The 19,889-nt window shown below is 52.5% G+C and carries 14 protein-coding genes; 10 read left to right on the forward strand and 4 right to left on the reverse strand.

Annotated elements, in window-relative coordinates; genetic code table 11:
- Positions 1 to 127 precede the first annotated feature (127 nt).
- Together NST26_RS11640 and NST26_RS11645 are read left to right on the forward strand one after the other, a co-directional pair.
- Positions 128 to 1,027 (forward strand): GNAT family N-acetyltransferase, encoded by a 900-nt coding sequence (locus NST26_RS11640; RefSeq protein WP_340979176.1) that lies wholly within the window; start codon positions 128 to 130, stop codon positions 1,025 to 1,027.
- A 164-nt stretch (positions 1,028 to 1,191) separates the two neighbouring features.
- The gene (locus NST26_RS11645; RefSeq protein ID WP_340979177.1) at positions 1,192 to 1,968 is read left to right on the forward strand and encodes an alpha/beta hydrolase; all 777 of its coding nucleotides are present in this window, start codon (positions 1,192 to 1,194) and stop codon (positions 1,966 to 1,968) included.
- Between the two features lie 592 nt (positions 1,969 to 2,560).
- Here the strand turns inward: NST26_RS11645 and NST26_RS11650 are convergent.
- From NST26_RS11650 to NST26_RS11665, 4 genes are all read right to left on the reverse strand, one after another.
- The gene (locus NST26_RS11650) at positions 2,561 to 4,357 is read right to left on the reverse strand and encodes a hypothetical protein (RefSeq protein WP_340979178.1); all 1,797 of its coding nucleotides are present in this window, start codon (positions 4,355 to 4,357) and stop codon (positions 2,561 to 2,563) included.
- 45 nt (positions 4,358 to 4,402) lie between these two features.
- Complete coding sequence (locus NST26_RS11655; protein ID WP_083684293.1) at positions 4,403 to 5,368, reverse strand: carbohydrate ABC transporter permease; 966 nt, start codon at positions 5,366 to 5,368, stop codon at positions 4,403 to 4,405.
- Entirely contained in the window at positions 5,365 to 6,279 is a 915-nt protein-coding gene (locus NST26_RS11660) for an ABC transporter permease subunit (RefSeq protein ID WP_036724924.1), read from the reverse strand. The genes NST26_RS11655 and NST26_RS11660 overlap by 4 nt, the downstream gene beginning before the upstream one ends.
- A gap of 727 nt (positions 6,280 to 7,006) precedes the next feature.
- Complete coding sequence (locus NST26_RS11665) at positions 7,007 to 7,717, reverse strand: helix-turn-helix transcriptional regulator (protein ID WP_051477979.1); 711 nt, start codon at positions 7,715 to 7,717, stop codon at positions 7,007 to 7,009.
- A 313-nt stretch (positions 7,718 to 8,030) separates the two neighbouring features.
- Here NST26_RS11665 and NST26_RS11670 point away from each other — a divergent pair, with 313 nt between their 5' ends.
- From NST26_RS11670 to NST26_RS11705, 8 genes are all read left to right on the forward strand, one after another.
- Positions 8,031 to 9,422, forward strand: coding sequence for an ABC transporter substrate-binding protein (locus NST26_RS11670; protein ID WP_036724922.1), 1,392 nt, complete (start codon positions 8,031 to 8,033; stop codon positions 9,420 to 9,422).
- Positions 9,423 to 9,542: 120 nt separating this feature from the next.
- Positions 9,543 to 12,437 carry an extracellular solute-binding protein gene (locus NST26_RS11675; protein ID WP_340979179.1) on the forward strand — a complete coding sequence of 965 codons (2,895 nt, stop codon included), beginning with the start codon at positions 9,543 to 9,545 and terminating at the stop codon, positions 12,435 to 12,437.
- Positions 12,438 to 12,455: 18 nt separating this feature from the next.
- Positions 12,456 to 13,421 (forward strand): carbohydrate ABC transporter permease, encoded by a 966-nt coding sequence (locus NST26_RS11680; protein WP_051477978.1) that lies wholly within the window; start codon positions 12,456 to 12,458, stop codon positions 13,419 to 13,421.
- A complete protein-coding gene (locus NST26_RS11685) occupies positions 13,418 to 14,299 on the forward strand; it encodes a carbohydrate ABC transporter permease (protein ID WP_036724919.1) in 882 nt (293 codons plus the stop codon). The genes NST26_RS11680 and NST26_RS11685 overlap by 4 nt, the downstream gene beginning before the upstream one ends.
- Before the next feature lie 18 nt (positions 14,300 to 14,317).
- Positions 14,318 to 15,778 (forward strand): hypothetical protein, encoded by a 1,461-nt coding sequence (locus tag NST26_RS11690; protein ID WP_340979180.1) that lies wholly within the window; start codon positions 14,318 to 14,320, stop codon positions 15,776 to 15,778.
- Positions 15,775 to 16,401 (forward strand): YIP1 family protein, encoded by a 627-nt coding sequence (locus NST26_RS11695; protein WP_036724916.1) that lies wholly within the window; start codon positions 15,775 to 15,777, stop codon positions 16,399 to 16,401. The genes NST26_RS11690 and NST26_RS11695 overlap by 4 nt, the downstream gene beginning before the upstream one ends.
- A gap of 14 nt (positions 16,402 to 16,415) precedes the next feature.
- A complete protein-coding gene (locus tag NST26_RS11700; protein WP_340979181.1) occupies positions 16,416 to 18,980 on the forward strand; it encodes a DUF5696 domain-containing protein in 2,565 nt (854 codons plus the stop codon).
- Positions 18,977 to 19,882: a carbohydrate ABC transporter permease gene (locus NST26_RS11705; protein WP_036724913.1), complete on the forward strand. Its 906-nt coding sequence runs from the start codon at positions 18,977 to 18,979 to the stop codon at positions 19,880 to 19,882. Before NST26_RS11700 ends, NST26_RS11705 begins: the two co-directional genes overlap by 4 nt.
- The last annotated feature ends 7 nt before the right edge of the window (positions 19,883 to 19,889 follow it).

Below are 19,889 nucleotides of genomic sequence, written 5' to 3' on the forward strand. Positions count from 1 at the left end.
TGAATTTGTTCTATACAGAGCAATGCAATAAATGATCCTAACAGATCTCTGCCTATAAAGAAAAAGTGGCCCTACGTATAATAGAAGAAGCGTGAATGATTAGAGTCGAAAGAATGGAGATGCGAAGATGACGGCGTTCAATGAAAAGTACATAGACACCCCGGAGAACTTCAACAACGTCCATACCTTTTTGAGAAAAATGGTAACCTTGACAGGGCAGCTTCAAACCTGGGAATTTGTCAGATTCGAGTTCTGGAACCGGTACGAAGCGCCCAAAAGTGCAGACCCTAATTTCATGGAGAATAATGCACACCTATGGAAGAATGAAGCAGGTGAGATAACAGGCCTGTTCATTTCCGAATCTGGAGGCGGTTTCTTCAGCTTAATTGTTCATCCGGATTACCCGTATCTGGCGGACGAGATGGTCACATGGACCCGGAATGTATGGGGCGAGGGGAAAAAGAAGCTCAACACCGATTGCTATCCCTACGGTCTGGAGGTTCAGGCATTATTAGACCATGGTTTTGTGCAGGATTCCCATATTGGGAATACAAGAAGATACGATCTTGTGCACACGGAGTACACTTTGAACCTGGAAGAAGGCTTTTACATCCGGTGCATGGCGGAAGGGGCAGACGAAGAATCGAAGGGCGAGTTGATTGAACAGATCTTCTCTCCGTCTGATTCCGGCCCAGTCAAGGTAGAGTATTGGAGAAAAACTCTGCCGTCCTATCTAGCGGAGCTTGATTTCTCTGTGGTTGATGATAAGGGCCGGCATATTGCCTTCTGTTTCGGGTTCGTGGATCAGGATAACGGGATTGCGGTCATAGAGACGATCGGGACCCACCCCGACTACCGGCAACGCGGATTCGGCAAGGCGGTTGTTACTGCCTGCTTCTTGCGGCTGAAGGAGCAAGGTGTGACAACTGCTTATATAACGGGTTTTTCTGCTGAGGCTAATGCTCTATATCAATCCCTGCAGCCGGTGGAGATTACTCCGATGCATTCGTATGTATACGAAGGTTAAATACAATCGGGACTGTCCAATGTAGGAGAAAGCAGAAGACCTTCTATCCTACATATATTTTTTTCTGCAACAGGTTCCTCAGCAGGATTCTACACTTAGTTTATTGAATAAACTAAGTGTAGAGGAATACATATAATCCAAGAGAGGAATGAGCAGCTTTGGACATGAACCATCAGAAGTATACAACACAAGCAGCGGGATATGATCAGGAGAGAGAAGGGATCGAGCGTGGTAAGATCACAATGATCCAATACCCCTCTGCCACAGTAGGCAACACCCGGAAGGCCAGAGTCTATACGCCGCCTGGATACTCTAGCACAGAGAAATATAGTGTCTTGTATCTGCTGCACGGCATTGGCGGAGATGAAGACGAATGGTACACTCACGGCACGCCGCAGATTATTCTGGACAACCTTTATGCTGATCACAAGCTGAAGCCCATGATTGTTGTATTGCCGAACGGGCGGGCGATGTTGAATGACCGGGCGGAGGGTGACGTCTTCGCTCCTGACAAGTTGGAAGCCTTTGCAACCTTTGAGTCTGATCTGCTGAACGATCTGATCCCTTATATTGAAGCGAATTATTCCGTATTGACGGACCGGGAGCACCGCGCACTGGCCGGGTTGTCCATGGGTGGAGGGCAATCGCTCAACATGGGTCTGAACAACCTGGACCGCTTCGCCTGGGTGGGAGCCTTCTCTGCGGCACCTAACACGAAGGAGCCGGAACTGCTGGTACCGGAACCGCAGAAGGTAGCGGACGCGCTTAACATGCTCTGGTTATCCTGCGGAGATCTCGACAGTCTCAAGTATGTCAGCGACCGCACCCATGCTTATTTCTCAGAGCATAACGTACCGCACATCTGGGTAGAAGAGCAGGGCGACCATGACTGGCCGGTCTGGAAGAACGGCTTGTATCAGTTCGCGCAGCTTATTTTCTAAATGGTTAGGGGGCGTTCGAAATGGGCGTCTCGTATGCCGCTTACCGTCAATCGCCTATTAGTCACCCACCCAACGTCCGCCGATCGCCAACTAATCACTCACTAATCACTTACTAATTAATCACCTATCGTCCGCCGATTGCACAAGACTGCACTGCACGCGACCATGAGCACGTTATGAGGAAATAGTTGGATTTTCTCCACTTGCTGGTGAACAAATCTGCCTTCCGGGAACAGTAGTTGGACAAACAACACTTAATCCATCACAATTCAACCAAAGTGGGTAAAAAAACAATATTAGATGCTGTTTTTCCACTTGCTTATCTGTAAACGCCGGAATCCGCTAAATTAAGATACCTTTTTCCATCTGCTTGCCGATGAGGGGGCTTGATTGGCTGGATAGGAGTAGGCGGGTTGGTGATGAGGGAGCGATTGGTTGGATATGGGTAGGCAGATTGCCGACGAGGGGCTTCATTAGCCGGAGAAGTTGCTCTACATACTTAAGCGCAAAAAAGGCAGCCCCAAGCCATTTCCATGGCTCCGGGGCTGCCTCTTCTTTTACTTTTACAGCTTACGCAGTAACGCTCATTTGCTTACTTATTGGCAACCGCATCAGCGCGCATTTTAACGATTTTCTCTGCTCTTTCCTTGTCTACGGCGAACACATCGTTCCAGCCGAGCCCTTCGACATCGCTCTTCAGCTTGGTCCAGAGCTGGTCGAATTCGGCCTGGTCCTTGGCGAAGATCATTTTCCAGGAGGTGTTCTTGACATAATCCGAGATCTGGCTGCGTTTGTTCTTGACGTCAGAAGAATCGGAGCCAAGACTGGTATTGATATTCGGCACGATATCGATCATGTTGTTCTTCGTATAGTACTCGGTCGGAGTAGTGGCGTCATAGGTCTTCTGCCAATCTGTAGTCAGCGCAGTCTTGTTCGCTTCAATGGTGGAAGCCCAGTAGGTGCTGTTGTAGAATTCTTTGGTTTCCGGGTCGGTCACGAAATCACTCATAATCATCGAGTTGACCTTGCTCTGGCCGTCCTGGTAACCGCCGCCGCCGTATTCAGCAGGGACAGGGGTATTTTCCTGGAATGCGGTCTGGCCGACTTCGGTAAGCTTGAATTTGCCGTCCGCTGTCTTTTCATAGTTGAAGCCTTCGAAGCCGTTGGTGTAGTAACGCAGGCCTTCCGGTGAAGACATCCAGTCCATCAGTTCCATAATTCTTTCCGGCTCTTTCGCTTTGGAGCCGATGGCGAACACTCTGCCGTTCCCGAAGTAAGCATCACTGTTCTGGATCAGGTGGGTATCGCCGATCGGAACGGCTACGTTGCCGTCACCCTGGTTGCCTCGTTCAATCGTATTGTAGAACCCTCTCTGCCAGGAGTACCACAGGAGCAGCACCTGCTTGTTAGTCAGCTTCTCAGATACCTTGTTCCAGTCCTGGGAAGGGGAGTCGGGGTCAACGAGACCCATTTTGTTAGCGTCATAATAGAACTGCAGAATCTTCTTGTACATACTGTTGTCGTCCACGATCGGCACGATGTCGCCCTTCGCATTCAGTTGAATGGTGGTCGTGCCGTTCGGCTGCTCATAGCCATACCAGTTGCTCAGCCAGCGGACATTCTCCATGCTTCCGCCATCCCAGTCCTTCCAGAGGGTGATCGGAACAATCGGCTTACCGTCCGGAGTCTTCGGATATTTAGCCTGCATATCCTTCAGAGCGGTCATAAGGTCGTTCAGATTATTCAGCTTCGGCGCGCCGATTCCCTTGTAATAATCCCAAGGCATAATCGGGCTGGAGTAAGGCAGCTCTTCTGAGAAAGTCGTTGGCGAAGTATCGGCGGTGAAGGCCGGGAGAGCATAGATTTTACCGTCCGGATTCTGCTTCTCGAAGGCCACATTGAACGGCTTAAAGTGATTGTCTACATATTGGGACAGATGCTCCGTGTTCTTAATCATGTCGGTTAGATCCATAATCATGCCTGCCGGAATCAGTTCCTCGAGCTGGCTGTTCTCAATAATCAGGAGGTCGCCGAGGTCGCCGGATGCCGAGCGGGTCTTGTACAGCTGGTCGCCCGCTACCTGCGGAGCCAGAATGTTCAGCGTGATATTGAATTTGTCTTTCAGCAGCTTGCCGTACCATCCCGTCTGCTCGCCTTGATAGTTAGCTGCGTTGTCGAAAACCGTAATGGTTAGAGGTTTGCTGTGATCGATGCCTGTGCTTGTGCCCGGATCGGATGACTCAGTAGGTGTTCCGGGTTCGGCCGTCCCCGCAGCAGTTCCTCCATTGTTGGAATTACCGCTGCAACCACTTAACGCCGTTGTTACCAGCAGGATGGTCGTTCCTAGTAACAGCGCGGACTTTCTGCCCAGCTTAATGTGTGTTTTCATGTGTAGCCCCCCGAATGATTAATGTATCATAATGGCGCAGGTCCGTTAGCCTTTCACGGCGCCAATTATAATTCCTTTGACAAAAAATCTCTGGAAGATCGGATATACCAGCAGGATTGGTGCGACTACGATAATGGTTACAGTCATGCGGATGGAGGTAGAGGTCTGCTTGGTCGCCAGGGTTGCCATCGCCGTCGATCCGGCATTCTGCAGGTTGACCATGGTGGATAAGGAGCTCGCCTGGTTGATGTAGTTATACAGAATGAATTGGAGGCTGTAGAGCTTGCTGTCCGTCACCAGCAGGAGCGTATCCTGGAAGGAGTTCCACTGGTTGACTGCCGAGAAAATGGCAACGGTTGCAAGGATCGGTTTGCTGATCGGCAGAATGACTTTGTAGAAAATCGTGAAGATTCCTGCACCGTCAATGCTGGCCGCCTGCTGAAGCTCCTTCGGTGTTGCCTCCACGAAGGTTTTGACCAGGATAATGAAGAAAGGAGCAACAACGGACGGAAGAATATAAGCCAGGAAGTTGTCCGTCAGATGCAGCGATCTCATGGTCAGATACCAAGGGATAATCCCGGCGTTGAAGAACATTGTGATGATGGTGAAGCGGTACCAGAATTTCTTGCCCCACATGTCCTCCTGGGCAAACATGAATCCGAGGAAGGCCGAAGCGCCGACTGTTAGCAGTGTACCGATCACAGTTCTGCCGAGGGAGATCATGAACGCATTGCCCAGACCCGGGATTTTGAATACATCGACATAGTTCTGGAAATGAATCCCCTTGGGCCAGAAAATAATTTCGCCCTTGGCGCTTAGGTCGTTCGCGCTGATCGTGTTGATAATGATCGAGTAGAACGGATAAACGCAGATGAAGGCGAACAGTGAGAACAGGATATAAATAATAGTAGAGATGATTTTATCGGTAGCGCTGACCTGCATTTTGACCGTTTTTTTGGTGATGTCGATCTCCCGGGTGTTTGGCGTAAGACTGGTCTGGTTGTCACTCATACAATGCCCTCTCCTCTCAGCATTTTGGACAGCCCGTTCACCGAAAAGAGAAGCACCACGCTGATTACACTCTTCAGCATACTGATCGCAACGGAGACGGAATAGCTGCCGCCGCCCATGGCGAGGTTATACACATATAGATCAAGAACCTGAATAGTGTCCTTGTTAAACGCATTTTGGAAGACGAAATACTGCTCCAATCCGTTGTTCAGGAAGCTGGCAATCTGGAGCATCAGCAGGACGAAGTAGGTTGGCATCATGCTTGGCAGTACGACATGGCGGATAACCTGCATCCGGGTAGCCCCGTCCACATAAGCCGCTTCATACAGCGATTCGTCGATGCCCATGATGGCTGCGATGTACAGAATGGCGGACCAGCCGAGTGTCTTCCAGGTAGCCCAGGCCCACATGGTCCACCAGACATGCTCTGAGCTCTGCAGGAACATTGTAGGTGAATCGGTCAGCCCAGTCATATGCAGGAAGCCGTTGACCATCCCCTCACTGGAGAACATGGAGAAGGCGAGGGAGTACACAAGCACCCAACTGATAAAGTTCGGCAGCGTGGTGACCGTCTGGATGAATTTGCGGAAACGTACCGCCTTGATCTCGGTCAGGAAGATGGCGAAGATCATCGGGAGCCAGGAGAAGAGGATGCCCAGTCCGCTGATGCCGAAGGTATTCCAGATGACCTGCATTAACTGGTCAATCTTGACCTGATTCTCGACCAGGGAATGGAACCATTTGAAGCCGACGAACTCAGATTGGGATAACGGGATAGGCGGGGTGTAGTCAAAAAATGCATATACCCATCCATAGAGCGGATAGTACGCAAAGACAGCGAGTAAAAGCATAAAGGGAGAGATGTAAAGGAATTTCCGGAACGAATTGCTTCTCATGCTCTGGCTGCGCATTGTTTCACTCCTCATCATATTCTCTTTGTATGATTGCTTCCTGAAGCTAAGCCGGGGCAAGCAATCCCGAGTAACTTGTCTGGCTGTCATCCCCCTTCATAATAAAAGCAGTGAAAAGCAATTTCGGAGCAATTGATAACGCTTTCATGTATGAAACTATAATAAGTTATCGTCTATCTTCCTACAATGACCGATCCTCACCAATTATTGATCTATTGTCAGGTGAAGGAAACGCGGACGAGAAGGGAAAGTGCATGGGAGGGGGAGCGAGAGAAGCAAGGGGCGCAGACAAAACGGGACTTTATAGGAGTGGGAAGAAAGGAATACGGGAGGCTAAACGGAAACCCAGAGAGTGATGAGGGGTATTAGTGCACCATAATTCGAAAAAAGAGGGCAGATGAGCCGAATGAGGGGCATTAGTGCACCTGAATTTATCAAAAGTGGGCAGATGAGCCGAATGAAGGGTATTAATACACCTGATTTTATCAAAAGCGGGCGGACGAGCCGAATGAAGGGTATTAATACACCTGATTTTATCAAAAGCGGGCGGATGAGCCGAATGAAGGGTATTAATACACCTGATTTCATCAAAAGCGGGCAGATGAGCTGAATGAGGGGCATTAGTGCACCTGATTTCGGAAGAAGTGGGCAGATGAGCGGGCAGGTGCGAACTGGAACGCAACATTATACATAACGCACAGGCCGCTCCCTCCACCCCCCCTCTGTCTCAGGCAATGACGAAGCATTGCTTGCGGTATTCATTGGCGCTGGTTCCCGTGTATTCTCTGAATTTCTTGTAGAACCAGTCGATTTCCGAATATCCGACAGCGTCTGCAATCTCATAGATCTTCATGTCGGTCGTTTCCAGCAGCAGCTTGGCCTTCTCCATCCGCTGGCGGAGAAGGTATTCGTTGAAGGACATCTTCTCCTGCTGCTTGAATTTTTGTCCGAGATAGGCGCAATTGAAGTTCAGGGTGTCGGAGATCTGCTTGAGTGTAATATTATGATGGAGCTGCTCATCCACGCATTGCTTGATCGTACTGACGATCGGACACGGGGAGGACGGCTCTTTTTGAATGGTGAACTGAGCATAATCCCGCTCTACAGCAGCGGGTCTGCCAGCCTGAGCCAGCACCCGACTAACCGCCTCCAGACTTCCGCCCAGCTCAGCCGGGTCCACCGGGTCTGTTAAGTAATCGCTTACATTATAGAGTAAGGCTTGGCGCGCCAGCCCGAAATCTCCGCTGCCCCCGAGCAGAATAATCGGAACGGAGCTTCCCTGCCTGATCTGCTCACAGACTCTCATGCCCGGCGTATGAGCATCCCTGATATTCAGAAGAACCAGTGATATCCCCTCGCTGCGGATCAGCCGCAGAATATCGGATGAATAATCAGCATGCGCATGAATGATGAAATTCTTAAGTCTGCTCCCTGCCATATAAGAAGCGATCTCCCGCACTTGGGCGTTTCGCTCTACACATAAGATTCTGTACAACATGAAGACCCCGCTTTCAGAGAGAAGTTAAGCTTCCTTCATTCATTATGTGCAACAGAGCCGGGCGCTACAATGTGCAATTCTTGCACCAGGCTCCATTTGTTTACCTGATCGAAATCCGGTTGCCCGGTGGATAAGGACTTGCGGGCCGGACCTATAATTTGACAGGTGAACACCTGAAATTAGACGGGTTGCTGCATGAAAATGTAAGCGCTAAACTTTCGAGGTAAGTCATTCATACTTGGGGGGACAGATCATGCGGGCAAAAAAAGTAATGTCAGTATTCATTAGTATGTTGTTATTAGCTGCAACGACGGCTTGCGGTGGCGGAGCAGGGAACGGCGGAAACGCCGGCGGGGGAGCGTCAGCCCAGCCGGCGGCGGCTACGGAGGCTCCGGCAGCTGAAGCCACTGCAGAAGCTACACCGACTGCAGAGCCGAGCAATGCTACACCGGAAAAAGATTTCGATATGGGCGGCAGAACGATCAAGATCGTGTCCTGGTGGGATATGACGATTCCCGAGGACAATCCTGATAATATCCAGCGCTCGAAGAATCTGAAGGAATTGATGGCCAAGCATAATTTCAAGGTTGAATATGTCGCGCTGGACTTCGGTGAATACCAGAAGAAGGTTGTGGCTTCACTGGTCGCCGGTGAACCGCTTGGCGATATTGTCAGAATGGGCAAGGGCTATATGATTCCGGTGCTGACGAAGCAGGATATGTTCTGGCCGGTTGACGAGTACACCAAGAATGAGAATGCCTTCAATCAGCGTATGACTACAGAATTCTCGCAATATGAGGGCCGGGGCTATGGCTTCTCGGAGAATGCGGGCAACCTGATCAGCGGAGTATTCTATAACCGCACCCTGATGAAGAAGCTGGGCATGAAGCCGCTCCAGGAATATGTGAACGAGGATAACTGGAACTGGGAGACCTTCACCCAAGTCGCCAAAGAAGCGAACAAGGATACAGATAACAACGGGAAACTTGATGTTTGGGGCTTGGCCTCAGGCGGGTTCCTGGAAATGGCGCTGGCCTCCAACGAGACCGATCTGACCGTTGACGATAAACAGAATCTCGATGATCCCAAGCTGCTGGAGGTCTTCAAGTTCATCGCCAAGCTGGGTGCCGAGAAGGTAGCGCGGCCGACAGAAGGCGGGGACTGGCAGGAACCGGCGCAGTTCTTCCGTCAGGGGAACACGCTGATGTATGCAGGAGCAGATTATGAGGCGAACGGCTTCAAGACGGATATGAAGGATTATGATATCGGCTTTGTTCCTTTTCCAAAAGGACCTAATGCTACCGAATACCACAGTGTGGAATCCAATGTCCAGTTCCTGACCATCCCGAAGAAGGCCGAGAATCCGGATCAGCTGCTGTATATCTGGGAGAAGATCAACGATATCGAGTCCATCTACGATTATCCGAAGCAGGCTTCCCTGGAGAGCACGTATGACAACGAGGATGATATCAACAATGCCAAGCTGGTCGAAGGTGGCATGCTGCTCACGAACCATAATACCTTCTCAACCATGCCTTACTACGAGATGATTGACGAACTCAAGAAGGGAACCTCGGCATCTACTGTCATTCAGAAGTACAAGGCGAAGGTTCAGGCTTCTGTAGACGCAGTCTACAAAAAATAAACGGATATCCGCATGGAACAACAGTCCCCCGCGGACTGTTGTTCCCATTCTTGCGGCAATTATAGAGCTGGAACTTGAAATATATGAACTTATGATCCATCGCTTAAAGGGAGGAGTACGTTGAATATTCGAATCAGGAACATAGCGATTATATTGGTTGTTGTCCTGCTGGCCGGGACGATCTGGATATTTAATTCCTCGGGGCAGCCTGTGCATTCCGACTCTCCCGCAGTAGGCAAGTTCACGGCAGCCGCGCAGGATGCTGAAGAAGGCAGCTATGAAGCCTATCTGAAGCAACACGGGGATGCCCCGCGCCCTGACCGGGAGATCCGCATCGAAGGGGAGAGCTATTCCCCCGGCAGCGGAGATGTCTTTGAGGTGAAGCAGCAATTCGAGGGGCTTGACGGAGCAGCAGTCATTACCCAGGAATCGGGAACCATCTCCTGGGAGGTGCCGGTTCCGGAATCCGGGCTGTACAACATCCGGGTTCATTATTATCCGGTGGAAGGCAAAAGCTCGTCCATTGAACGTTCCTTATCCATCAACCGGGAGGTGCCGTTCAAGGGAGCGGATACCTTGCTCTTCGACCGGGTCTGGGGGAACCGTGAGGAGGTCATTAAGCAGGATGACCGAGGCAACGATCTGCGCCCCAGACAGGTGGAGCAGCCGGTGTGGCAGTCCACGGTCATTGCGGACAGTGAAGGCTTCTATGAGGAGCCGTATGCCTTCTATCTGGAGCAGGGAAACCAGACCCTGTCGCTGACCGCACTCCGTGAGCCGATGGCCATTGATTATATTGAGCTGTTCCAGGACCGGACAGTGCGCTCCTATGCAGAGGCTAAGCAGGAGTATGAGACTAAGGGCCTTCAGCCGGTACAAGAGCCTTATATCGAGGTCCAGGCCGAAGCGGCATCCGCCAAATCCTCGCCTACCTTATACCCGTTATCCGACCGCTCCAGCCCGGCAGTGGTTCCTTATGCCGTCTCAAATTTAAGGATTAACACCATCGGCGGGGTCAACTGGAAGCTTCCGGGGCAATGGATCGAATGGGAGATTGATGTCCCTGAAGAAGGTCTGTACCGGATAGCGCTCAAGGAGAAGCAGAATCAGCTCCGGGGCGTCTATGCCAACCGCAGCCTGACTATTGATGGTGAATATCCGTTCACCGAGATGAAGCAGATCCGCTTCAATTACTCTCCCGGCTGGCAGATGAATGTACTCGGCGGGGAAGAGCCTTATCTGTTCCATCTTACACAAGGGACGCACAAGCTGAGACTGACCGTGACCCTGGGCGATATCGCGCCGCTGGTCCGTACCGTCCAGTCCAGTGTCCTGACCTTGAATGAAATGTACCGCAATATTCTGGCGATTACCTCCAACAACCCGGATAAGTTCCGCGACTATCAGCTGGAGAAGCGGATACCGGAGATGACCAAGGTATTCCGGGAGCAGGCGGAGATTATCCGCGGTGTCGGCGAATACCTGGAGCAGGCCACCGGGGAACGCAGCGACAAGGTATCCGTGCTGTACTCGATGGTTACCCAGCTGGAGGATATGGCTAAGCATCCGGACACGGTAGCCAAACGGCTGGTCTCCTTCAAGACGAATGTCGGCGGACTGGGGACCTGGATTCTTAGCGTGCGGGAACAGCCGCTGACACTGGATTCACTGGTGGTCTCGGCGCCGGATAAGCCGCTTCCGTCTGCGCAGGCGACCTTCTTCCAGAAGCTGAAACATGAGCTGAGAGCGTATGGCGCCTCGTATACCGAAGACTATGACAGTATCGGTAACGTGACGAAGAACCAGAAGGCGATTACGGTCTGGATTTCGACCGGCCGGGATCAGGCTCAAGTGATGAAGAGCATGATTGACGATACCTTCACGCCGGATTCGGGCAACTCCGTGGCACTGAGGCTGGTGCCTCCGAACATTCTGCTGCCGGCAACCCTGGCGGGCGAAGGGCCGGACGTAGCCATGCAGATCGGCGAGGATCTTCCAGTGAACTATGCGATGCGCAAAGCATCGGCCGATCTGTCCCAGTTCGCCGATTTCAAAGAAGTGGCTGACCGCTTCCGCGACAGCGCCCTTACGCCTTATAAGTACAATGGAAGCGTCTACGGGCTGCCTGAGCAGCAGATCTTCCCGATGCTCTTTTACCGGAAGGATATTCTGCAGGAGCTTGGCCTGGAGCCCCCTACTACGTGGGAGGAAGTCTACAATGTCGTCTCTGTGCTGCAGAGACATAATCTGGAGTTCTATCTTCCCCTGGAGGATACACTGAACAACGCGACGCTGGTGCCCAATGCGGCCTTCACCATGCTGCTCTACCAGAACGGCGGGCAGCTCTACACGGACGACCAGAAGCGAAGCGCGCTGAACTCGGAGACCTCCATGAGTGAATTTAACAAGTGGACCCAGTTCTATACCAATTACAAGTTCCCGGTGAAGGTGGACTTTCCGAACCGTTTCCGTACAGGCGAGATCCCGATCGGGATTGCCGATTATACGATCTATAACAGCCTGACAGTAATGGCGCCGGAAATCCGCAATTTGTGGGAATTCACGGTGGTGCCGGGAACGAAGCAGGCGGACGGCACGGTGGACCATAGCGTGGCCAGCCATACAACCGGTGTCATGCTGCTGGAGAATGCCAAGGACAAGGAGTCGTCCTGGGAATTCATGAAGTGGTGGACAGACAAGGACACCCAGGTCCAGTACGGCCGGGAAATGGAAGGACTGATGGGAGCGGCGGCACGTTATCCGACCGCGAACATTGAAGCGCTGGAGGAGCTGCCGTGGCCGGTGAAGGATTACAAGGAACTGGAGAGCCAGTGGCAATGGGTGAAGGGTAACCCTCAGGTTCCGGGCGGCTACTTCACAGGCCGGCATCTGGACAATGCGTTCCGCAAGGTGGTCAACGGGAATGTGAATCCGCGTGAAGCCCTGTCGGATTATCTGATCTACATTAACGATGAAATTCAGATCAAACGGAAGGAATTCAAACTTCCGTATTAGGTTGGAGGCTGTAAGCTGATGGTACAAATACACAATACCACTGAACCAGCCTTGCCAGGGCTGGCTGGCGGTCCGGTCAAGGAATCCCGCCTGGCGCAATTATGGAGAGATATCAAGAAGAGCAAGCATTATTATTTCATGATGAGTCCCTATATGATCATCTTCTTCCTGTTCACGGTGATCCCGGTGGTCGTCTCCTTCGGGCTGAGCTTCTTCTACTTCAATATGCTGGAGACGCCGAGATTCATCGGCTGGGAGAACTATTCCAGGCTGCTGCTGGGCGATGATGTGTTCATGATCGCGCTGAAGAACACCTTTCTGTTCGCTGTGATCACAGGCCCGTTAAGCTATATCGCATGCTTCCTGTTCGCCTGGCTGATTAATGAGCTGTCGCCCTTTGTCCGGTCGCTGATGACGCTGGTCTTCTATGCGCCTTCGATCTCGGGCAATGTGTTCTTCATCTGGCTGATTGTCTTCTCGGGGGACAGCTATGGTTATCTTAACGGCTTCCTGATGAAGATCGGGGTGCTGCTGGAGCCGATTATATGGCTGCAGAATGAGAAGTACATTCTCCCCATTATCATCATTGTGCAGCTCTGGCTGAGTCTCGGCACAAGCTTCCTGGCGTTCATCGCCGGACTTCAGACCGTGGACCAGACGCTGTTCGAGGCGGGGGCGATGGATGGGATCAGGAACCGCTGGCAGGAGCTGTGGTTCATTACCCTGCCGTCCATGCGCCCGCAGCTGATGTTCGGCGCGGTCATGCAGATTACCGCCTCCTTCGCGGTGGCCGAAGTCTCTATTGCGCTGGCGGGCTTCCCGAGTGTTAACTATGCGGGACATACGGTGGTCACGCATCTGATGGATTACGGGACACTGCGCTTTGAGATGGGCTATGCCTCTGCGATTGCCACTATTCTCTTTGCAATTATGCTCGGAACCAACATGATGACCCAGAAGCTGCTTCGAAAGGTGGGTGAATGACCCTGTATTCAAGAGTGATAGGGGCCCTTCGCCCTCAAAAAAGACTGAACCGTTCCTTTGCTGTCAGCTTTATGCTCTTCGGCCTGCTGCTGGGCTTCGGCGCGTTCATGGTTCTTCCGCTGATCTACACGGTGAACAATGCCTTCAAGCCGCTGGATGAGCTGTTCATCTTCCCGCCGAGATTCCTGGTGCGGAACCCGACGCTGGAGAACTTTACCGATCTGATGGTGATCATGGGCAATTCCTGGGTGCCGTTCACCAGATACATTGCGAATACTCTGCTGATCACCCTGGTAGGGACCGCAGGACATATCCTGCTGGCGTCGGCAGCGGCGTATCCGCTGGCCAAGTTCAAATTCCCGGGCTCCAGCATTCTGTTCAAGATTGTAGTGCTGTCCCTGATGTTCTCGCCGCATGTTACGGCAATACCGAACTATCTGGTCATGTCGCAGCTGGGGTGGATCAATACCCAGGCGGCGATTATCGTACCGTCACTGGCCTTTTCACTAGGTTTGTTCCTGATGAAGCAGTTCATGGAGCAGATCCCGGATGCACTGATTGAGGCAGCCAAAATCGACGGTGCGAACGAGTACCGCGTGTTCTGGCAAATCGTAATGCCGAATGTGAAGCCGGCCTGGCTGACGCTGATGATCCTGCAATTTCCGGCGCTGTGGGGCACAGATGGAGGAAGCTTCATCTACAGTGAGAACCTGAAGACACTTCACTACGCGCTCAGCCAGGTCATCCAGGGCGGGATTGCGCGTGCCGGGGTCGGAGCGGCCGTCGCTCTGCTGCTGATGACCGTGCCGATTCTGTTGTTCATTATTTCACAGAGCAGTGTCATCCAGACGATGGCCACATCCGGTATGAAAGAGTAGAGAGGAGGAACGGTGACAATGGTCGCAAGGATAAAGAAACTGAGAACCGGTCTGCTGGCCTTGTGCTGCCTGGTCAGTCTGGGGCTTGGCGGAGAGCTGGCCCTGGCAGAGAGCGCAGCCCCTTCCTACAATTATTCATACTGGGGGAATGCGGTGGCGGCTCCGTCCGCCTACGAGGCTACTACGCTCATCACGGGTGCCAGCTCCGGTGCGGGCCCATTCAACAATCCGCAGGATATCCAGGTTACGGCGGATAAGCAGATCTATGTTCTGGATAGCGGCAATAACCGGTTTGTGATTCTGGATCAGGATTACAAATCCGTCAAGACGGTAGACGCGTTCCAGTTCAAGGGGAAGGCGGAGAAGTTCAACAATCCGCAGGGCATCTATGTGACGCAGCAGAAGGAGATTTATGTTGCGGATACGGGCAATAAGCGTATCGTCCATCTCGACAGCGACTTCAAGGCCGTGGGGATCATTGAAGCCCCGAAGTCCGAGCTATTGCAGGCGAACTTTGAATTTCAGCCTGTCCGTGTAGCCGTAGACAAAGCGGACCGCATCTATGTGATGTCGGCCGGCGTCTTCGACGGATTCATGGAATTCGGGGCGGATGGTGTGTTCAAATCGTTCATTGGCGCGAACCGGGTGCATGTCGATGCGGTGGAGTATTTCTGGAAATCGATCTCCACCAAGGCGCAGCGTGAGCAGATGGTGATGTATACGCCTACCGAATTCACCAATCTGGATATTAATGATGAAGGCTTTCTGTACGCTACCAACGGTGACGATTACGGGGACCCGATCAAGAAGCTGAACGCGCAGGGGGCGGATATTCTGCGGAGAGAGGGCTATTACAAGCCCAGCGGTGATCTGCTCTACTCCACGCGCTCAGGGGGTGCCCCGCGGCTCGTGGATATTGATGTGAGCGACAGTGAAATATACGCGGTGCTGGATGCCAGCCGGGGCCGGGTGTTCACGTACAACGGGGACGGCTATCTGCTGTACATTTTCGGCGGAATTGGTAACCGTCTGGGTGAATTCAACACCCCGGTTGCCATTGAGCACAGCGGTGACGATATTCTGGTGCTGGATCAGGCGCTGGGTGAAATCACGGTATTCCAGACCACAGAGTATGGAAGAACGCTGAACAGTGCTGTGCGCAGCTACTATAACGGTGATGAGGAGATGGCTTCCCAGGAGTTCAGCAAGGTCGTCAACTTGAATGCGAATATGGAGTATGCCTATGCGGGTATAGGCAAGGCGTATCTGCGGCAAGGCGAGTACAAGGAGTCGGCGGAGTATTTCGAGCGCAGCATGGACCGGACCAACTATTCCAAAGCGTTCCTGCTCTACCGTAAGGAAGTGCTTCGCGGACATTTCTCCACCATTATGACGGCTCTGATCGCGCTGGTAGCCCTATGGCTGGGCCTGAGAATGTACCGGAAAATGAAGGCCAGAAAGAAGGTGGAGCTCCATTGAACAGAGAAGCGCTGCAACATCCGCTGTATGTGATGGTTCATCCGTTCAACGGATACTGGGACCTCAAATATGAACGCAGTCAAAAAACCAGTCTGATCATCTCCTTCGGCATTCTGTTTATGCTGATTCTGACGAATGTTCTGGGCAATCAATACAGCGGGTTCCTGGTCAATATGAATAATCCCCGGTATCTGAACAGCCTGCTGGAAGCGGTCTATGTACTGGTTCCTGTTCTGTTCTGGTGTGTGGCGAACTGGTCGCTGACTACGCTGATGGACGGGGAGGGGAAGTTCACGGAGATTTTTATTACCACCTGCTTCGCCCTGGTTCCGATTGTCCTGATTAATTTTCCATGGATCTGGATCAGCAATTTCATCTCGGCCCAGGAGAGCTCTTTTTATTACTTTTTCAAAAACTTTGCCATTCTCTGGTCGGGACTGCTGCTGTATGTGGGCATTATGACCGTTCATCAGTTCTCTCCGTCCAAAACGATCGGGACGATTCTGCTGACGCTGCTCGCTATGGCCTTCATGGCTTTCCTGACCCTGCTGTTCTTCAGTCTGGTTCAGCAGATGATTGCATTCGTCTCGACCATATACCAAGAAATTGTCTTGAGGAGATAGGAGGAGGACCGGGAATGAGGAAGCCGTTAATCATGCTGCTCTCGATTCTCTTCAGTATGAGTGTGCTGGCCGGCTGTTCGGCGTCAAGCTCAGGCAGCCAGGCCAGCGGGCATGAACCGAATCTTGAAGTGTCCTTTACGGAAGGGAGCGCGCTGAAATCTGCCTTCACCGATAGTGGGGTGAGCGGCATGACAGGGGTGCTCGAGAACGCGCAGCTCCGGCTGTTCATGGATGAAGCTACCGGAGGGATTGCCGTCAAGAATCTGTCGGACGGGACGGTCTGGTACAGCAACCCGCTGGACCGTGAAGCGGATGCCAAGGCCAGCGGGGATAATAAAGACCTGCTGTCCGCGCAGCTCAAGCTGGATTTCTATAACAACCTGGGTCAAGTCAGCTCTGTCAATTCATATACGGACAGCGTGGCCCATAAGCAAATGAAGATGGAACTGACGCCGGAGGGCGTCAAGGTCTTCTACCAGTTCGGAACGACCGCTGCAACAGCGGAGGATCTGCCGATGAAGATGGGCAAGGAGCGGTTCGAGGAGAAGATCATGAGCAAGATGGATAAGACCGGGCAGCGGACGATGAAAATTGCCTACACCTTCGATGAGGAGAACGGGGTATATACGCGAAACGATGAAGCGCTGAAGGGGCTTCAGCTGGAGCGGACCCTGAAGGGCTTCGAGAAGGCGGGGTACACAGAGGAAGATCTGCAGCAGGACATCGCCGAGAACAACCTCAGCCAGACCAAGCCTGCGCCGCGTATTTTTCAGCTCGCCATTGAATACGCCCTGGACGGGGATCAGCTGGTCGTCAAGGTTCCGGCAGCGGATATCCGCTATCCTGCGGATTATCCGGTGAATGACATCTCCCTGCTGAGCTTCCTGGGTGCCGGAGGGAGCAAGGATTCGGGTTCCATCCTGGTGCCGGACGGCTCAGGAGCGCTGATTCATTTCAATAACGGAAAGATCCGTTATCCCGCATATAAGCAGGCGGTATATGGTGTGGACGGGACGATGGAGACCACAGATGCCTATGCGCAGCAGCAGGAGGTCAAGCTGCCGGTGTTCGGCTTGATCCGGGAGGAAGGCGCCATGCTGGGCATTATTGAACAAGGTGCGTCCTTGGCTACCATCAACGCGGATACCAGCGGCAGATTGAATGGATACAACTATGTGTATCCGAGCTTCACCCTGATTGCGAAGGGAGATCTTACCCTGACGTCAAGCGATCAGAACCGCACCCTGCCGAAATTCCAGCAGGAGCCGCCTAAGACAGATTATGTTGTCCGTTACGCGTTCCTGAGCGGAGCAGAGGCCTCTTATCCGGGCATGGCGCGTTATTACCAGAGCTATCTGGCGGAGCATGGCGGACTGCCTGAGGCGCAGCCGGCAGCTTCCGCAGAAGCTCCTGTGAATACGCCGTTCTATCTGGAGCTGGTGGGCGGAATCACGAAGACCAAGCATGTCCTGGGTATTCCGTATCAATCGCTGGAGGCATTGACCACCTTCGAAGAGGCCCAGAGCATTCTGGAGCAGATGAAGCAGCGCGGCATTGATCATATCAAGCTGAAATATGCCGGCTGGTTCAACCGGGGCCTCGATCACAAGGTGCCGGACCGGCTGTCTGTGGATCAGGCGATCGGCGGCAGCAAGGGACTGAACCGGCTGGCAGCATACGCTAAGGAGCAAGATATTCAGCTCTTCCCTGACGTGGCTCTGCTTCGGGCGAACCAGACCTCCGGCTTCCGTATTAATCAGAAGGCTTCCCGGATGCTCAGTGAGATTCCGGCAGCTGTCTATCCGTACAATATGGCCTTGAACCGGCGGGACCGTTCCTTCACGCCTGCCTACATTATTTCGCCAAGCAGGGTCGGCGGATATGTCGATGCCACGCTGAAGGAGATTGCGCCGTTTCAGACCGGGGGCATCTCACTCAGGGATATGGCCGATCAATTGAACAGCGATTTCCGTAAAAATCAAGAAATCGACCGGTCTGCGTCCGAGCAGATATCGGTCCAATCGCTGGAGAAGATCACCGGACAGTCCCTGCGCATTCTCGCGGACGGCGGGAATGCCTACGCCCTCCCGTATCTCTCTGACATTACGGATGCTCCGGTGTCCAGCAGCCGGTTCAAGCTGGAGGATGAGGAGATTCCGTTCTATCCGATGGTGGTGCGGGGATATGTGAATTACACCGGCAAGCCTTACAACCTGTCAACGTTCACGAATCCAAGGCAGTATATCCTGAAGAGTCTGGAGTACGGCTCCGGTATCTATTATGAATGGATGTATGCGCCTAATTACAAGGTGAAGGATACCGACTTCGATAACCTGTATGCGGTCAATTACGAGCAGTGGATCAACCAGGCAGCCGATATGTACACTGAAGTGAACGGAGTGATGAAGAACGTTCAGAATCAGCGGCTGACGGGTCATGAGAAGCTGGCAGACGGTGTCTATAAAAGCACTTACGGTAACGGGATATCTGTCATCGTCAACTACAATAAGACCGCAGTCCTTGCCGAAGGCCGGACGGTTGAAGCCGAAAGCTATATTACGGGTGGTGAGCAATCTTGAAATCCATACTTAGACTGGACCGCAGATCCTACAAAGAGCAAAAGGCATTAATGGGCTTCTTCTATGTGCTGCCCTGGCTGCTGGGGTTCATCTTCTTCTTCCTGATTCCGTTGTTGTCTTCGCTGCGCTACAGCTTAAGCTCGGTGCAGGCTAATTCCGACGGACTGATTGTTCATTTCAGCGGCTTCCAGAATTATGTCGAAGCACTGACGGTGAATACCGAATTCAACCGCTCGCTGGCCGATGCCATTATGAATATGGTCATCAATGTGCCGCTGATCGTCATCTTCAGCCTGTTCCTGGCGGTGCTGCTGAATCAGAAGTTCATCGGCAGATCGCTGGCCCGTTCGATTTTCTTCCTGCCCGTTATTCTGGCCTCCGGGGTCATTCTGAGCCTGGAGAGCACCAGCCTGATTCAGGCGGTCAACGATCAGAATGCCGGAGCGGGAGCGATTCAGGGACTGGGCACCTTCGAGCTGGAGGGGCTGATGCTGGATGCGGGCTTAAGCGAATGGGTAGTGAACTATCTGACCAGCGCCGTGAGCCGCATCTATAGTATTGTGAGCCAGTCCGGCGTACAGATTCTGATTTTCCTGGCCGGCATCCAGACCATCTCGCCGCAGCTGTATGAGGCGTCCAAGATGGAAGGGGCAACCGGCTATGAGGCCTTCTGGAAAATCACTTTTCCCATGGTCAGCCCGCTCATTCTGGTGAATTCCATCTATACGATTATCGATTCCTTCTCGAATAACGCCATGACTGACCTGATCCGGGAGACCGGCTTCACCCAGTTCAACTTCGGTCTAAGCTCTGCGATGGCCTGGCTGTATTTCGCCGCAGTGGCCTTAATTCTGGCCGTCAGCAGCTATCTGATCTCGAAGAAGGTCTTCTACTATGATTAAAGGGAGG

The organism is Paenibacillus sp. FSL R7-0128 (genome assembly GCF_038002245.1).
In the GTDB taxonomy this organism is placed as follows: Bacteria; Bacillota; Bacilli; order Paenibacillales; family Paenibacillaceae; genus Paenibacillus_AQ; species Paenibacillus_AQ silagei.

Coding starts and splice junctions, on each gene's coding strand:
- NST26_RS11645 (WP_340979177.1), top strand. CDS start 1,192: ATGAACCATCAGAAGTATACAACACAAGCAGCGGGATATGATCAGGAG.
- NST26_RS11655 (WP_083684293.1), bottom strand. CDS start 5,368: ATGAGTGACAACCAGACCAGTCTTACGCCAAACACCCGGGAGATCGAC.
- NST26_RS11685 (WP_036724919.1), top strand. CDS start 13,418: ATGACCCTGTATTCAAGAGTGATAGGGGCCCTTCGCCCTCAAAAAAGA.
- NST26_RS11650 (WP_340979178.1), bottom strand. CDS start 4,357: ATGAAAACACACATTAAGCTGGGCAGAAAGTCCGCGCTGTTACTAGGA.
- NST26_RS11670 (WP_036724922.1), top strand. CDS start 8,031: ATGCGGGCAAAAAAAGTAATGTCAGTATTCATTAGTATGTTGTTATTA.
- NST26_RS11690 (WP_340979180.1), top strand. CDS start 14,318: ATGGTCGCAAGGATAAAGAAACTGAGAACCGGTCTGCTGGCCTTGTGC.
- NST26_RS11640 (WP_340979176.1), top strand. CDS start 128: ATGACGGCGTTCAATGAAAAGTACATAGACACCCCGGAGAACTTCAAC.
- NST26_RS11680 (WP_051477978.1), top strand. CDS start 12,456: ATGGTACAAATACACAATACCACTGAACCAGCCTTGCCAGGGCTGGCT.
- NST26_RS11700 (WP_340979181.1), top strand. CDS start 16,416: ATGAGGAAGCCGTTAATCATGCTGCTCTCGATTCTCTTCAGTATGAGT.
- NST26_RS11665 (WP_051477979.1), bottom strand. CDS start 7,717: ATGGCAGGGAGCAGACTTAAGAATTTCATCATTCATGCGCATGCTGAT.
- NST26_RS11660 (WP_036724924.1), bottom strand. CDS start 6,279: ATGCGCAGCCAGAGCATGAGAAGCAATTCGTTCCGGAAATTCCTTTAC.